15 protein-coding genes are annotated in these 14,555 nt (G+C 74.1%); 9 read left to right on the top strand and 6 right to left on the bottom strand.

Going from position 1 to position 14,555, the window contains the following annotated elements; genetic code table 11:
- Positions 1–57: 57 nt before the first annotated feature.
- Complete coding sequence (pheA, locus tag BLS67_RS14990) at positions 58–1,002, top strand: prephenate dehydratase (protein WP_091246638.1); 945 nt, start codon at positions 58–60, stop codon at positions 1,000–1,002.
- Between the two features lie 93 nt (positions 1,003–1,095).
- Here pheA and BLS67_RS14985 read toward each other — a convergent pair whose 3' ends face one another.
- The 3 genes from BLS67_RS14985 to BLS67_RS14975 are packed head-to-tail and all read right to left on the bottom strand — an operon-like array spanning position 1,096 to position 3,199.
- Positions 1,096–1,431 carry a GroES family chaperonin gene (locus BLS67_RS14985; RefSeq protein WP_242654105.1) on the bottom strand — a complete coding sequence of 112 codons (336 nt, stop codon included), beginning with the start codon at positions 1,429–1,431 and terminating at the stop codon, positions 1,096–1,098.
- Positions 1,422–1,769: a metallopeptidase family protein gene (locus BLS67_RS14980; protein WP_091246636.1), complete on the bottom strand. Its 348-nt coding sequence runs from the start codon at positions 1,767–1,769 to the stop codon at positions 1,422–1,424. The genes BLS67_RS14985 and BLS67_RS14980 overlap by 10 nt, the downstream gene beginning before the upstream one ends.
- A complete protein-coding gene (locus BLS67_RS14975; RefSeq protein WP_091246635.1) occupies positions 1,766–3,199 on the bottom strand; it encodes a GuaB1 family IMP dehydrogenase-related protein in 1,434 nt (477 codons plus the stop codon). The genes BLS67_RS14980 and BLS67_RS14975 overlap by 4 nt, the downstream gene beginning before the upstream one ends.
- Before the next feature lie 42 nt (positions 3,200–3,241).
- Between BLS67_RS14975 and cobF the strand changes: the two genes are divergently transcribed.
- Together cobF and BLS67_RS14965 are read left to right on the top strand one after the other, a co-directional pair.
- Positions 3,242–4,021, top strand: coding sequence for a precorrin-6A synthase (deacetylating) (gene cobF / locus BLS67_RS14970; RefSeq protein ID WP_091246633.1), 780 nt, complete (start codon positions 3,242–3,244; stop codon positions 4,019–4,021).
- Positions 4,022–4,093: 72 nt separating this feature from the next.
- A complete protein-coding gene (locus BLS67_RS14965; protein WP_207500623.1) occupies positions 4,094–4,810 on the top strand; it encodes a hypothetical protein in 717 nt (238 codons plus the stop codon).
- A 117-nt stretch (positions 4,811–4,927) separates the two neighbouring features.
- Here BLS67_RS14965 and BLS67_RS14960 read toward each other — a convergent pair whose 3' ends face one another.
- Complete coding sequence (locus tag BLS67_RS14960) at positions 4,928–5,356, bottom strand: ATP-binding protein (protein WP_091246631.1); 429 nt, start codon at positions 5,354–5,356, stop codon at positions 4,928–4,930.
- Between the two features lie 129 nt (positions 5,357–5,485).
- Here BLS67_RS14960 and serS point away from each other — a divergent pair, with 129 nt between their 5' ends.
- The 4 genes from serS to ilvD are packed head-to-tail and all read left to right on the top strand — an operon-like array spanning position 5,486 to position 10,338.
- Positions 5,486–6,772 carry a serine--tRNA ligase gene (serS, locus tag BLS67_RS14955; protein WP_091246629.1) on the top strand — a complete coding sequence of 429 codons (1,287 nt, stop codon included), beginning with the start codon at positions 5,486–5,488 and terminating at the stop codon, positions 6,770–6,772.
- Complete coding sequence (locus BLS67_RS14950) at positions 6,769–7,683, top strand: HAD family hydrolase (protein ID WP_242654104.1); 915 nt, start codon at positions 6,769–6,771, stop codon at positions 7,681–7,683. Before serS ends, BLS67_RS14950 begins: the two co-directional genes overlap by 4 nt.
- Positions 7,680–8,486: an HAD family hydrolase gene (locus tag BLS67_RS14945; protein WP_091246627.1), complete on the top strand. Its 807-nt coding sequence runs from the start codon at positions 7,680–7,682 to the stop codon at positions 8,484–8,486. The genes BLS67_RS14950 and BLS67_RS14945 overlap by 4 nt, the downstream gene beginning before the upstream one ends.
- A 10-nt stretch (positions 8,487–8,496) precedes the next feature.
- Complete coding sequence (gene ilvD / locus BLS67_RS14940) at positions 8,497–10,338, top strand: dihydroxy-acid dehydratase (RefSeq protein ID WP_091246626.1); 1,842 nt, start codon at positions 8,497–8,499, stop codon at positions 10,336–10,338.
- Positions 10,339–10,438: 100 nt separating this feature from the next.
- Here the strand turns inward: ilvD and BLS67_RS14935 are convergent, their stop codons facing one another.
- Positions 10,439–10,966, bottom strand: coding sequence for a bacterial proteasome activator family protein (locus tag BLS67_RS14935; RefSeq protein ID WP_091246834.1), 528 nt, complete (start codon positions 10,964–10,966; stop codon positions 10,439–10,441).
- A gap of 99 nt (positions 10,967–11,065) precedes the next feature.
- Here BLS67_RS14935 and BLS67_RS14930 point away from each other — a divergent pair, with 99 nt between their 5' ends.
- Positions 11,066–12,283 carry a cysteine desulfurase-like protein gene (locus BLS67_RS14930; protein ID WP_091246624.1) on the top strand — a complete coding sequence of 406 codons (1,218 nt, stop codon included), beginning with the start codon at positions 11,066–11,068 and terminating at the stop codon, positions 12,281–12,283.
- Between the two features lie 5 nt (positions 12,284–12,288).
- Here BLS67_RS14930 and BLS67_RS14925 read toward each other — a convergent pair whose 3' ends face one another.
- Complete coding sequence (locus tag BLS67_RS14925) at positions 12,289–13,269, bottom strand: NAD(P)H-quinone oxidoreductase (protein WP_091246622.1); 981 nt, start codon at positions 13,267–13,269, stop codon at positions 12,289–12,291.
- 61 nt (positions 13,270–13,330) lie between these two features.
- On the opposite strand from BLS67_RS14925, the gene BLS67_RS14920 reads away from it, so the two are divergent.
- Positions 13,331–14,551: an FAD-binding domain-containing protein gene (locus BLS67_RS14920; protein WP_207500622.1), complete on the top strand. Its 1,221-nt coding sequence runs from the start codon at positions 13,331–13,333 to the stop codon at positions 14,549–14,551.
- Positions 14,552–14,555: the final 4 nt, after the last annotated feature.

Below are 14,555 nucleotides of genomic sequence, written 5' to 3'. Positions count from 1 at the left end.
ATGCGTCTCCCCCCGGTGCGGACACGACGTCCACCCCGGCCGCACTACCCTCGACGGATGCCTGCTCAGCCCACCGGGCCCACCCCGACGAGGATCGCCTTCCTGGGGCCCGAGGGTACCTTCACCGAGGCGGCGCTCCACAGCCTCGGCACCCCCTCCGAGGGGGGCTCGGTGCCGGCGGCCAGCGTGCCCGCGGCCCTGGCCATGGCCCGTTCCGGCGAGGTCGACGCCGCATTCGTCCCGCTGGAGAACTCGGTCGAGGGCTCGGTGTCGCCGACGGTCGACGGCCTGGCCGCCGGCGCCCCGCTGGTGATCACCCGCGAGGCGTTCCTGGAGGTCGACTTCGTGCTGGGGGTGCGGCCGGGCACCGGGGCCGTGCGCCGGGTCGCGAGCCACCCGCACGCGCTGGCCCAGACCCGCGGCTGGGTCGCGGCCCACCTGCCCGACGCCGAGGTGGTGCCGGCGGCCTCCACCGCGGACGCCGCGCGGCTGGTCGCCGCAGGTGAGCTCGACGGCGCGATCTGCCCCGAGCTGGCCGCCCACCGCTACGGCCTCGAGGTCGCCGCCACGCGGCTGGCCGACACCCCCGGCGCGGTCACCCGCTTCGTCCAGGTCGAGCGGCCCGGGCAGCTCCCCGCGCCCACGGGCGCCGACCGCACCACCGTGACCTGCCTGGTGGCCGACCGCACCGGTGCGCTGCTGGACCTGCTCACCGAGTTCGCCTCGCGCGGCATCAGCCTGACCCGGCTGGACTCCCGGCCCACCCGCGAACGGCTGGGCGTCTACTCGTTCTCGGTGGACGTCGAGGGCCACGTGGCCGACGCCCGGGTCGGCGACGCGCTGCTCGCGCTGCACCGGCTGTGCGACGAGGTGCGGTTCCAGGGGTCGTACCCGCGGGCCGACGGCCGGTCGACCGCCCCGGTGCCCCACCGCGTGCACGACGCCGCCTTCCGCGACGCGGCCACCTGGCTGGACGGGCTGCGCCGGGGCACGGCGGGCTGACCGCCCGCACCGCCCGGCAGCTCCCACGGCTCCCCAGTCTGCTGCTGCCCGGGGCGGATGCAACCCCGATGACCACATCGTGTGGTCATGCGGTCACAGGTAGAGGCCGCCGGCCTCCTCGATCCGCTCGGCCGCGACGGCGTGGATGTCGCGCTCGCGCAGGATCAGCAGGTCCTCGCCGTGCACCTCGACCTCGTGCTGGTCGTCGGGGGAGAACAGCACCTGGTCCCCGACCTTGACCTGCCGGACGTTGCTCCCCACCCCGCGCGCCTCGCCCCAGACCAACCGCTTGGCGATCTGCGCCGTGGCCGGGATGAGGATGCCGCCGGTGCTGCGCCGGTCGCCGGCGTCCTTGCGCTGCGACACCAGCAGCCGGTCGTGCAGCATCTTGATCGGCAGACGTCCGTCGTTCTCCATGGTCAGCCCCATCCCAGGTCGTGCAGCTTCTGCTCGTCGATGCCGAAGTGGTGGGCGATCTCGTGCACCACGGTGATCGTGACCTCCTCGGCCACCTGCGCAGGCGTCTCGCAGACGTCGCAGATCGCCTCCCGGTAGACCATGATCCGGTCCGGGAGCTGGCCCGAGAGGTCCCACGTGCGCTCGGTGAGCGCGTACCCCTCGTAGAGCCCGAGCAGCGTGGGCTCGTCGGGGTTGCGGTCCTCGACCAGGACGACGACGTTGTCCACCAGGTCCATCAGCTCGGCCGGCACCTGGTCCAGGGCGTCGGCGACCAGGTCCTCGAACTCCTCGAGGGGCAGGGCTCTCACCAGCTGGTCGGGAGGGGGCGGCCCTCCTCGTAGCCGGCGGCCGACTGCACCCCCAGCACGGCCCGCTCGTGCAGCTCGTCGACCGTGCGCGCACCGGCGTAGGTGCACGACGAGCGGACGCCGGCCACGATCTGGTCGACGAGGTCCTCGACGCCGGGGCGCGCCGGGTCCAGGTACATGCGCGAGGAGCTGATGCCCTCCTCGAACAGGGCCGCCCGGGCCCGGTCGAAGCCGGACTGGGTCGAGGTGCGCGCCTTGACCGCCCGCGCCGAGGCCATGCCGAAGCTCTCCTTGTAGAGCCGGCCGGTGCCGTCCTCGTGGACGTCGCCGGCGCTCTCGTAGGTGCCGGCGAACCACGAGCCCACCATCACGCTGGCCGCGCCGGCGGCGAGGGCGAGGGCGATGTCGCGCGGGTGCCGCACCCCGCCGTCGGCCCAGACGTGCTTGCCGAGGTCGCGGGCCGCGGCGGCGCACTCCTCGACCGCGGAGAACTGCGGCCGGCCGACGCCGGTCATCATGCGGGTGGTGCACATGGCACCGGGTCCGACGCCGACCTTGACGACGTCCGCGCCGGCCTCGACCAGGTCGCGGGTGCCGGCGGCGGTGACCACGTTGCCGGCCACGATCGGCACGGACCCGGCCACCGAGCGCGCGGCCCGCACCGCCTCGACCGCCTTGGCCTGGTGGCCGTGGGCGGTGTCGACCACGAGGACGTCGACGCCGTGCGCCAGCAGCGCCTCGGCCTTGCCGGCGACGTCGCCGTTGATGCCGACCGCGGCCGACGTCAGCAGCTTCCCGGCCGGGTCCAGGGCGGGGGTGTAGAGCGCCGAGCGCAGCGCGCCCTTGCGGGTGAGGACGCCGACCAGCTGGTCGCCGTCGACCACGGGGGCGGCGTTGACCCGGGCGTCGGACAGGACGTCGAAGGCCTTCGGCAGGTCGGTGCCCGCGGGGATGGTCAGCGGGTCGGGCGCCATGACCTCGGAGAGCTGGGTGAACCGGTCGACGCCCTGGCACGCGCCGTCGGTGACCACGCCGACCGGCCGCCCGCCGTCCACGACGACCAGGACGCCGTGCGCGCGCTTGGTGAGCAGCTGCAGCGCCTCGGCCACGGTCGCGGTGGGGGCCAGGGTGACCGGGGTGTCGTAGACGGTGTGCCGGGCCTTGACCCAGCTCACCACCTCGCCGACGACGTCGACCGGGATGTCCTGCGGGATGACGGCCAGCCCGCCGCGCCGGGCGATTGTCTCGGCCATGCGGCGGCCGGAGATCGCCGTCATGTTGGCCACCACGACCGGGATGGTCGTGCCCACGCCGTCCGGCGTCGTCAGGTCGACCTCGAGCCGCGACCCGATGGTCGAGTCGTTGGGGACCATGAAGACGTCGGCGTAGGTGAGGTCGGTCGCCGGGCGCTGGTCGTTCAGGAAACGCATGGGTCCATGGTCCCGCACGCCGGGTCTGGTTGGCTGCCCGGCATGCGACGTCTGCTGGTGATCGGCATCGGGGCGGGCGACCCGGACTTCGTCACCGTCGGTGCCGTGCGGGCGCTCAACGAGGTCGACGTGTTCCTCGTGCTGGACAAGGGCCCCGCGACGGCGGACCTGACCGCGGCCCGGCGGGCGGTGTGCGAGCGCTTCGTCGAGGGCGACTTCCGCTTCGTCGAGCTGGCCGACCCCGAGCGGGACCGCGACCCGGCGTCGGTGGCGGCCGAGCAGCGCTACACCCGGGCGGTCGACGACTGGCGCACCGACCGGGCGGTGCTGCTGCAGCGGGCGATCGCCGAGGAGGTGCCCGAGGGCGGCACCGGCGGCTTCCTGGTCTGGGGCGACCCCTCGCTCTACGACGGCACGATCCGGGTGCTCGAGGAGATCGCGGCGGCCGGCGAGCTGGAGATCGGGTGGGACGTCGTCCCCGGCATCACCGCCGTGCAGGCGCTCACCGCCCGGCACCGGATCCTGCTCAACCGGGTCGGCGGCGCCGTGCACCTGACCACGGGGCGTCGGCTGGCCCGGGAGTTCCCGCCCAACGCCGACGACGTGGTGGTGATGCTCGACAGCGAGCTCGCCTGCCGGGCGTACCTCGACCTGGACCTCGACATCTACTGGGGCGCCTACCTCGGCACCGAGGACGAGCTGCTGGTCAGCGGCAAGCTGGCCGACGTGGTCGACGAGATCGCCGCCGTGCGGGCGGCCGCGCGGGAGCGCAAGGGGTGGGTCATGGACACCTACCTGCTCCGCCGCAAGACCGTTACCTGATCGAGACATCCAGATCTTGTGGTCGCCCCGAACTCCTCGTGATCCCCCAGACGTCAGCAACGAGGAGTGACCGTGAACATCACCAAGACCGCCGTCAAGCGCACCGCCGTCGCCGGGGTCGCGCTGACCGCCGCCCTGACCATGGCTGCCTGCAGCTCCGACTCGGGCAGCGACACCAGCAGCACGAGCACCTCGGCCGCTGCGGCCACCGAGTCGACCGTGACCAACCCCGAGCCCATCGCCACCATCCCGGCGATCCAGCCCGGTGGCGACACCTCCGTGGCCCTCGACCAGGGCTTCCTCGACGCGCTGACCAGCCTGAACATCACCCCGGGCGTCATCGGCACCGCGACGCTGGCCGACGGCGCGCTGGACTTCCCGATCACGGGTGGCACCGCGACCGTCTACCCGAAGGACTCCGGCTACCGCCCGTTCGTCCAGGGCGCGATCTTCCACCAGGGGTCGGGCATCTCGCTGACAGCCGGTGAGAACGTCATCCAGCTCGAGAACTTCGTCGTCGTCCCGAGCAAGCCGGCCATCCTCTTCGCCGACGTCTCGGTCAACGGCACCCTGGCCGCGGCCTCCTTCCCGCTGTTCAACCTGAACGGCAGCACCCTGGAGCCCATCACGGTCGACAGCGCGGGCAACGCGATCCTGACCGGCACCAAGGTCGAGGTCTCCCCGGCCGCCGCCGAGTTCCTCAACACCACGCTGGGTGCCCCCGGCGCCGTCCCGGACAACTTCCTGGTCGGTGTCGCCACCCTGACGGTCCCCACCGCCGCGGGCTGAGCAAGGACCCGGCTGCCCCCCACGACGCGCTCCGCGCGCCGCGGGACCCGGCAGCCGGGCCGTTCCAGCACGTCGCGTCGCCCCTCACCTCCTCGGAGGTGGGGGGCTTCTGCGTGCCTAGGGCAGGACGACCCAGACGTGCTTGCCGGCGTCGGAGGCGTACCAGCCCTCCTGCAGCGCGTCGTGCGCCACGAGGCCCAGCCCCATCCCGCCCTGGGCGGGGTCGCGGTCGAACGCCGGGCGCGGTGGTGCGTCGACCGCCTGGTCGCAGACCGTCAGCAGCCACGCGTCGTCGGTGCGGCCGATGTCGACGACCACGGGCGTGCGCCCGTGCCGCAGGGCGTTGGACATCAGCTCGTCGACGGCGAGCACGAACATGTCGGGGTCGGCGACGGCCGGTGCCTGCTCGGTGCCCTGCTCGGCCAGCTTGCCGCGCAGCTCGCGGCGGATGCGGGGCAGGTCGGTGAGGTCGGCGGGCACCCAGTGCCACAGCTGCTGGGCCGCCGGCGGGCGCCGTTCCTGCCAGACGGGCGAGGACTCAGCCACGGTGCGGCGGGCGGGGCGACATGCGGGTGGACCTCCTGGTCGACGGCACGACGTGCCGAGGCCCGGAGTCTGCCCGGGCGCCACCGGGTGGAAACCAACCGCGGCGGGTCGGACACCTACCATCGACGGGTGATCGACCTGCGCCTCCTCCGCGATGACCCCGACCTCGTCCGCGCCAGCCAGCGTGCCCGGGGCGACGACGAGTCGGCGGTCGACCGCCTGCTGGCCGCCGACACCGAGCGTCGCGCTGCCGTGCACCGGGCCGACGACCTCCGGGCCGCGCAGAAGGCCGCCTCCCAGTCGGTGAAGAAGGCCACCCCCGAGGAGCGCCCCGCCGTGCTCGAGCGGGCCAAGGCGCTGGCCGCCGAGGTGAAGGTCGCCGAGGAGGAAGCGCGGGTCGCCGACGAGGCGCTGCGCGCGGCGCACATGTCCATCGCCAACGTCGTCGCCCCCGAGGTGCCCCCCGGCGGCGAGGACGACTCGGTCACCCTGCGCACCGTCGGCGAGGTGCCCACCTACGACTTCCCGGTGCGCGACCACCTCGAGATCGGCACGGCGCTGGGCGCCATCGACATGGAGCGCGGCGCCAAGGTCTCGGGCTCGCGGTTCTACTTCCTCACGGGCCCGGGCGCGCTGCTGGAGTTCGCGCTGGCCCAGCTGGCCATCACCCGGGCCGTCGCCGCCGGGTTCACCCCCGTGGTGGCCCCCGCCCTGGTGCGCCCCGAGGCCATGGCCGCCACCGGGTTCCTCACCGAGCACGACGAGGAGGTCTACCGGGTCGAGCGCGACGACCTCTACCTGGTCGGCACCTCCGAGGTGCCGATCGCCGCGATGCACGGCGACGAGGTGCTCGACCTGTCCGCCGGCCCCAAGCGATATGCCGGGTGGAGCGCCTGCTTCCGCCGCGAGGCCGGCTCCTACGGCAAGGACACCAAGGGCATCATCCGCGTGCACTGGTTCGACAAGGTCGAGCTGTTCAGCTTCTGCGCCCCCGAGGACGCCGCGGCCGAGCACCTGCGTCTGCTGCAGTTCGAGGAGGAGTTCCTGCAGGCCCTCGAGCTGCCCTACCGGGTGGTCGACATCGCCGCGGGCGACCTGGGCACGAGCGCCTCGCGCAAGTACGACCTCGAGGCGTGGTTCCCCACCCAGGGCACCTACCGCGAGCTCACCTCGACCTCGGACTGCACCACGTTCCAGGCCCGCCGGCTGGGCATCCGCTCCCGCGACGCCGACGGCAAGCCGCAGACCGTCGCCACGCTGAACGGCACCGCCTGCGCGATCGCCCGCACCATCGCCTGCCTGCTGGAGTTCCACCAGCGCGCCGACGGCTCGGTGCACGTGCCGGTGGCGCTGCGCCCGTGGCTGGGCGGGCACGCCGTCCTCACGCCGGGCATGTCGCTCGCACCGTCCGCGTGACGGGGCACATCCCCGCGCGGGTCGCCAACACCCTGCCGCAGCACAGCGGCGGCGCGGGCAGCGACGTCGTCCTGGAGCTGGGTGATCTGGGGCCCTGGCGGCCCCGGCTGGTGGCCACCGACCTCGACGGCACGCTGCTGACCAGCCAGGGCACGGTCAGCGAGCGCACCCGGGCCGCGATGGACGCCAGCTGGGCCGCGGGCGTGCCGGTCGTGGGCGTCACCGGCCGCGGCCCGCGGCTGCTGGACAGCGTGCGGACGACGCTGGGCGGGCGCGGCGTCGCCGTCCTGGCCCAGGGCGGGTTCGTGGTGGACCTCGACCGCGACGAGGTGCTGCGCACCGTCGGGCTCCCGCGCGACGAGGCGCAGGCGGTCATCGAGGCCATCGAGGGCGTCACCGGCGAGCTGGTGCTGGCCGTCGAGGACGCCGCCACCCAGAGCGAGGCCCTCTCGCCGCTGCGGGTGCAGCACGGGTTCGAGTGGCCCTACCCCGAGCCGGCCGACCTGCTGCCGCGCGACCAGGTGCTGCCCGCCGGCCCCGTGCTCAAGGTGTTCCTGCGCTCCGAGACCCTCGGCCAGGACGACCTGCTGCGGCTGGCCCGCTCGGTCACCGACCCGTCGGCCGCCGAGGTCACCCACGCCGGACTGGGCTTCATCGAGGTGCTGCCGCCGGGCATCACCAAGGGCTCCGGGCTGGCCGTGGCGCTCGAGCGGTTCGGGGTGCCGATGTCCGACGTCCTGGTGTTCGGCGACATGCCCAACGACCTGCCGATGATCCACGCCGTGAACGACGCCGGCGGCCGCTCGGTCGCCGTCGCCAACGCCCACCCCGCGGTCCTGGCCGCGGCCACCGGCCGCACCGGTGGGCACGACGCCGACGGCGTCGCCCGCTACCTGGAGGCCCTCGCGTGACCGGCTGGACCCCGAAGCTGATCGCCAGCGACATGGACGGCACGCTGCTGCGCAGCGACGAGTCCGTCGCGCCGGCCACCCTGGAGCAGATCCGGGCCTGGGGTGAGGACGGCGTTCCGTTCGTGCTGGCCACCGGCCGGCCGCCGCGCTGGATGCTGGCCATCCGCGAGGTGCTCGGCGAGGGTCGCGCCGTCTGCTGCAACGGCGCCGTCCAGCTCGACCTCGGCGCGTTCGAGGTGCTGCACGAGCACCCCATGCCGGTCGAGGTGCTGCAGCACGTCACCGCCGGGCTGCGCCGGGCGCAGCCGGGCACCTGGTTCGCCGTCGAGTACGGCCTGGAGTTCCGCCACGAGCCGGTCTACCAGCCGCGCTGGGACGTCGACGCCCCCGGGGTCGCGCAGGCGACGCTGGAGGAGATGACGCAGGCACCGGTGGCCAAGCTGCTGGCCCGGCACGAGGACCTCCCGCGCGCGGAATTCCTGGATCTGGTCGCCGAGACCGTCGGCGACCTGGCGACGGTCACCAACTCCTCCTCCGACGCGATGGCCGAGATCTCCGCGAAGGGCATCAGCAAGGCCACCGGGCTGGCCGACGTCTGCACCGACCTGGGCCTCGGCCCGGCCGACGTCGTGTTCTTCGGCGACATGCCCAACGACGTCGAGGCCTTCCGCTGGGTCCGCGAGGGCGGCGGCCGGGCCGTGGCGATGGGCAACGCCCACCCCGACGTCCTGGCCGTGGCCACCGACGTCACCACCACCAACGACGAGGACGGCGTGGCCAGGTTCCTGGCCGCGCTGCGATAGGAGAACCGCGATGCCCCACCTGCGTTCCGACGTCACCACCCAGGGTCGCAACGCCGCCGGCGCCCGCGCGCTGTGGCGGGCCACCGGCACCGGCGAGGACGACTTCGGCAAGCCGATCGTCGCGATCGCGAACTCCTACACGCAGTTCGTGCCCGGCCACGTGCACCTCAAGAACATGGGCGACATCGTCGCCGACGCCGTGCGCGCGGCCGGCGGCGTGCCGAAGGAGTTCCACACCATCGCCGTGGACGACGGCATCGCGATGGGCCACGGCGGGATGCTCTACTCCCTGCCCAGCCGCGAGGTCATCTCCGACGCCGTCGAGTACATGGTCAACGGGCACGCAGCCGACGCCCTGGTCTGCATCTCCAACTGCGACAAGATCACCCCGGGCATGCTGAACGCCGCCATGCGGCTGAACATCCCCACGGTGTTCGTCTCCGGCGGGCCGATGGAGGCCGGCAAGGCGGTCGTGGTCAACGGGGTCGCCCAGGCCCCCACCGACCTCATCACCGCGATCTCGGCGTCGGCGTCCGAGGCGGTCGACGAGGCCGGCCTCAGCGAGGTCGAGCGGTCGGCCTGCCCGACCTGCGGCTCGTGCTCGGGCATGTTCACCGCCAACTCGATGAACTGCCTGACCGAGGCCCTGGGCCTCTCGCTGCCGGGCAACGGCTCCACGCTGGCCACCCACGAGGCCCGCCGCCAGCTGTTCGTCCAGGCCGGGCACACCGTCATGGACCTCGCGAAGCGCTGGTACTTCGAGGACGACGCGAGCGCGCTGCCCCGCGGCATCGCCACGAAGGCCGCGTTCGAGAACGCCATGGCCCTCGACGTCGCCATGGGCGGGTCGACCAACACCGTGCTGCACGTGCTGGCCGCAGCAGCCGAGGGCGAGGTCGACTTCACCCTGGCCGACATCGACGCCATCTCCCGCCGGGTGCCGTGCCTGGCCAAGGTGTCGCCGAACTCGGACTTCCACATGGAGGACGTCCACCGCGCCGGCGGCATCCCGGCCATCCTGGGTGAGCTCCGCCGCGGGGGCCTGCTCGACGAGGGCGTGCACGCCGTCCACGCCGGGTCGCTGGCCGAGTGGCTGGACCGGTGGGACATCCGTGGCGGCTCGGCGTCCGAGGAGGCCGTCGAGCTGTTCCACGCCGCCCCCGGCGGCGTGCGCACCACCCAGGCGTTCTCCACCGCGAACCGGTGGAGCTCGCTGGACACCGACGCCGCCGAGGGCTGCATCCACGACGTCGCGCACGCGCACACCGTCGACGGCGGACTGGCCGTGCTCAGCGGCAACCTGGCCCCGCAGGGCTCGGTGATCAAGACCGCCGGCATCCCCGAGGAGCTGTGGGTCTTCACCGGCCCGGCCCGGGTGGTCGAGAGCCAGGAGGCCGCGGTCGAGGTGATCCTCTCGAAGACCATCCAGGCCGGCGAGGTGCTCGTCGTGCGCTACGAGGGTCCGGCCGGTGGGCCCGGCATGCAGGAGATGCTGCACCCCACCGCCTTCCTCAAGGGCACCGGCATGGGCAAGAAGTGCGCGCTGATCACCGACGGCCGGTTCTCCGGCGGCTCCAGCGGCATCTCGGTCGGCCACATGGCGCCCGAGGCGGCCGCCGGCGGCGCGATCGGGCTCGTGCGCGACGGCGACGTCATCACCATCGACGTGCACCGCCGGCTGCTCGAGGTCGCCGTCGACGACGCCGAGCTGGCCGACCGCCGGGCCAAGATGGACGCCGCCGAGCGGCCCTGGCAGCCGGCCGAGCGCGACCGCCCGGTGTCCCGCGCGCTGCGCGCCTACGCCGCGCTGACCTCGGGCGCCGACACCGGAGCCGTGCGCAGGCTGCCCTGATCCGTCCTGCCGGCGCCCCGGCAGAGGAACCTCTGCACCCCCTTTCGCACTTGAATGGGGGTGCAGAGGTTCCTTTGCCCACCGGGTGGGGGAGGGCGCCTCAGAGGTACTGGCCGCCCCCGGCCTGCTGGCCCGCGCCCGGCTGGCCACCGGGCAGGGCCTTGCGCCGCATCTCGTCCAGCTGCGCGCGGGCGGCCATCTGCTGGGCGAACAACGCGGTCTGGATGCCGTGGAACACGCCCTCGAGCCAGCCGACCAGCTGGGCCTGGGCGATGCGCAGCTCGGCGTCGCTGGGGGTCTCGTCGGCGGTGAAGGGCAGCGTGATCCGCTCCAGCTCCTCGCGCAGCTCGACCGACAGGCCGTCCTCGAGCTCGCGGATGGAGGCCGCGTGGATGTCGCGCAGCCGGTTGCGGCTGGCCTCGTCCAGGGGGGCCGCCCGGACCTCCTCCAGCAGCTGCTTGATCATCGTGCCGATCCGCATCACCTTGGCCGGCTGCTCGACCAGCTCGCCGATGTTCTCGCCGTCGCCGTCCGGCATCGGGACGGTGCCCACCGGCTGACCGTCGGGTCCGACGACGACGACCTGGCGGCCGCGGGTCTGCTCGTCGTTCGCTCCGGGTGTCGTCATGCCCACCATCCTGCCCGCGGCCGGCCCGCGCAGCTCCTCGGCCCTCCCTGTGACGGAGCGGCCCCTCACGGTGACCGGCCTCGGTTTAGGGTCTGAGGTATGCAACCGGGGGCCGCGCAGCTGGACGTCGCCCGCGTCCGCGGCCTGTTCCCCGGGCTCTCCGACGGTTTCGTGCACGCCGACGGCCCGGCCGGCTCCCTGGTCCCCGAGAGCGTCCTGCGTGCGGTGTCCCAGGCCATGCGGGTGCCGATCGCCAACCGCGGTGGGGTCTTCCCGTCCTCCGCGCGGGCCGAGCAGCTGGTCGCCGGTGCCCGCTCGGCGGTGGCGGACCTGGTGGGCGGGACCCCGAAGGGCGTCGTCCTCGGGCCGAACATGACCACGCTGACCTACTCGATGGCCCGCACGCTGGCCAAGACCTGGCGGCCCGGCGACGAGATCGTGGTCAGCCGGCTCGACCACGACGCCAACATCCGCCCGTGGGTGCAGCTGGCCGAGGAGGCGGGCCTGCTGGTCAAGTGGGCCGAGGTGGACATCGAGTCCGGCGAGCTGCCCGAGTGGCAGTACGACGAGCTGCTCACCGACCGCACCCGCCTGGTCGCCGTCACGATGGCCAGCAACGCGATCGGCACCCGCCCCGACGTCCGGGCGATCGCCGACCGCGCGCACGCCGTGGGTGCGCTGGTCTACGTGGACGGCGTGCACGCCGCCCCGCACGGGCTGATCGACTTCACCGCCACCGGGGCGGACTTCCTGGCGCTGTCGGCCTACAAGTGGTGCGGGCCGCACGTGGGGGCCGTCGTCGCCGACCCCGCCCTGCTCGAGACGTTGACGCCGGACAAGCTGGTGCCGGCCTCCGACCGGGTCCCCGACCGCTTCGAGACCGGCACCGCCACCTTCGAGCTCTACGCCGGGGTGGCCGCCGCGGTCGACCACCTCGCCGCGCTCGCCCCCGACGCCGCGGGCACCCGCCGTGAGCGGCTGCAGACCTCGATGGCCGCCGTCGTCCGGTACGAGAGCGCGTTGTTCGACCGGCTGGACCGCGCGCTGCGCTCGATGCGCCACGTGCAGGTGCTGGGGTCGCCGCTGTACCGCACGCCCACGCTGTCGTTCACGGTGTCCCGGATGACGCCGCGGGCCGTCGCCCGCGAGCTGTCCCGCCGCACGATCTGCGCCTGGGACGGCGACTACTACGCCCGCGAGCTCTTCGACGCCCTCGGGGTCAACGAGCAGGGCGGCGCCGTGCGGCTGGGCATCCTGCACTACAACACGGTCGAGGAGGTCGACCACATGGTCGAGTCCATCGCCGCCCTCGCCTGACTCCATCAGTCGTTGACGAGCAGCACCTTGCCGGTGTGGGAGCTCTCCTCGAGGATCCGGTGGCCGTCGCCGGCCCGTGCCATCGGCAGACGGGTGTGCACCACCGGGCGCACCCGGCCGGCCTCGACGTCGGGCCACACGTGCGCGCGGACGGCGGCCACGATCGCCGCCTTGCCGTTGGGCCCCTCGACCGGCCGGCCGCGCAGGCCCATCGCGTGCACGCTGCCGCGCTTGGCCAGCAGCGCCCCGATGTTCAGCTCGCCCTTCACCCCGCCCTGCATGCCGATGATGGTGATCCGGCCGTCGGGGGCCAGCGCGTCGACGTTGCGGGCCAGGTAGGCCGCGCCCATGTTGTCCAGGACGACGTCGGCCCCGCCGGCGGCCTTGACCACCTCGACGAAGTCCTCGTCCCGGTAGTTGATCGTGATGTCGGCGCCCAGCTCGCGGCAGAACGCCAGCTTCTCGGCACTGCCGGCCGTGGTGGCCACCCTCGCCCCGGCGCGCTTGGCCAGCTGGATCGCCATGGTGCCGATGCCGCTGCCGCCGCCGTGCACGAGCAGCAGCTCGCCGCGGGTCAACCCGGCCCGCAGGAAGACGTTGGACCACACCGTGCACGCCACCTCGGGCAGCGCGGCGGCCGAGGCCAGCTCGACGCCGGCGGGGCGGGGGAGCAGCTGCGCCGCCGGGACGGCGACCTTCTCGGCATAGCCCCCGCCGGCCAGCAGCGCGCACACCTCGTCGCCGACCTGCCACCCCTCGACCCCCGGGCCGACCTCGGCGACGATGCCGCTGCACTCCAGGCCCAGCACTTCGCTGGCGCCGGCGGGCACCGGGTAGTTGCCCTCGCGCTGCAGCAGGTCGGCCCGGTTGACCGCGCTGGCCACGACGTCCAGCACGACCTCCCCGGGCCCGGCGGTGGGGTCGGGCAGCTCGCCCCAGACGAGCTTCTCGGGGCCGCCGGGGGAGTCGATGGTGATCGCGCGCATGGGCCCGACCGTAGGCCGCGCCCGTCCGGCGCGCCCGGCCGGGAACCCGCAGGGTGGAGCGGTGAGCCAGCTGCCCGTCCCCGCCGTCGACGCCGTCCCCGCCTGGGTGGGCGAGCACCTGGGCCACCTGCACCGGGACGACGAGGTCCGCCCCTCGGGCCGGTTCCGCGGCGGGCAGGCCGCGGCCGACGCCGCGCTGGCCACCCTGGACATCACCGGGTACGCCTCGCGCCGCAACGAGGTGCTGCCCGAGAGCCGCCGCGGTGCCTCGGCCATGAGCCCGTGGATCCGGCACGGGCTCCTCCAGCTCCCCGAGGTGTGGGACGCCGTGGCCGACGCCCCGACCCGCGACCGCTCGAAGTACCGCGACGAGCTGCTCTGGCAGGAGTACTCGCGGCACCTCTACGCCCGGCTGGGCACCCGCACCCGCTCGGCGCTGCGGGCCGAGCCGGCCCGCGGCCGGGCGCGCTGGCAGGAGCCGTGGCCCCGCGACATGCTCTGCCTGGACACCGTGCTGGGCGAGCTGGACGACGACGGGTGGCTGGTCAACCAGACCCGGATGTGGGTGTCCTCGCAGTGGACCGTGCGGGCCGGGCACGACTGGGCGGCCGGCGACGACGAGCTGTTCGCCCGGTTGATCGACGGGTCGCGGGCGGCCAACCGGGTCGGCTGGCAGTGGACGGTCGGCGCCGGCAACGGCAAGGCCCACGGCTTCTCGCGCTGGCAGGTGCGCAAGCGGGCGCCGGGTCTGTGCGAACGCTGCCCGCTGGCCGCCGACTGCCCGATCGAGGCCTGGCCCGAGGACCAGCCGACCCGCTGGCTGGAGCGCGAGCCGCTGATGGCCGCCGACCCCTCGCCCGGGGTGACCGCGGGGCCCTCGTCGGTGGAGTCCGGCGGCACGCCTGAGGCGGTCTGGCTGACCGCCGAGTCGCTGGGGACGACGGACCCCGCGCTGGCCGCCCACCCCGACCTGCCGGTGGTGTTCGTGTTCGACGAGCCGCTGCTGGCCCGGCTGCAGCTGGCCTCGAAGCGGCTGGTCTTCCTCGCCGAGACCCTCGCCGAGCTCGCGGAGGACCGGGAGGTGGAGCTGCACCTGGGATCGCCGACCGAGGTGCTGGCCGGCCGGCCGGTGGCGGTGACGCACGCGCCGGTGCCCGGCTTCCGCGAGCGGGCGCGGGTGGTCGCGCCGGTGGAGGTGCACCCGTGGCCGTGGTTGCGCCGTCCGCACGCGGGCCCGGTGAGCAGCTTCAGCGCCTGGCGGAAGGGCCTGCCCCGGCCGTGATCAT

Source organism: Klenkia soli (assembly GCF_900103975.1).
In the GTDB taxonomy this organism is placed as follows: domain Bacteria; phylum Actinomycetota; class Actinomycetes; order Mycobacteriales; family Geodermatophilaceae; genus Klenkia; species Klenkia soli.
This window is presented reverse-complemented; position numbering and strand designations above follow the sequence as displayed.

Coding starts and splice junctions, on each gene's coding strand:
- BLS67_RS14935 (WP_091246834.1), bottom strand. CDS start 10,966: ATGACGACACCCGGAGCGAACGACGAGCAGACCCGCGGCCGCCAGGTC.
- cobF (WP_091246633.1), top strand. CDS start 3,242: ATGCGACGTCTGCTGGTGATCGGCATCGGGGCGGGCGACCCGGACTTC.
- pheA (WP_091246638.1), top strand. CDS start 58: ATGCCTGCTCAGCCCACCGGGCCCACCCCGACGAGGATCGCCTTCCTG.
- BLS67_RS14985 (WP_242654105.1), bottom strand. CDS start 1,431: ATGGGGCTGACCATGGAGAACGACGGACGTCTGCCGATCAAGATGCTG.
- BLS67_RS14930 (WP_091246624.1), top strand. CDS start 11,066: ATGCAACCGGGGGCCGCGCAGCTGGACGTCGCCCGCGTCCGCGGCCTG.
- BLS67_RS14975 (WP_091246635.1), bottom strand. CDS start 3,199: ATGCGTTTCCTGAACGACCAGCGCCCGGCGACCGACCTCACCTACGCC.
- BLS67_RS14925 (WP_091246622.1), bottom strand. CDS start 13,269: ATGCGCGCGATCACCATCGACTCCCCCGGCGGCCCCGAGAAGCTCGTC.
- ilvD (WP_091246626.1), top strand. CDS start 8,497: ATGCCCCACCTGCGTTCCGACGTCACCACCCAGGGTCGCAACGCCGCC.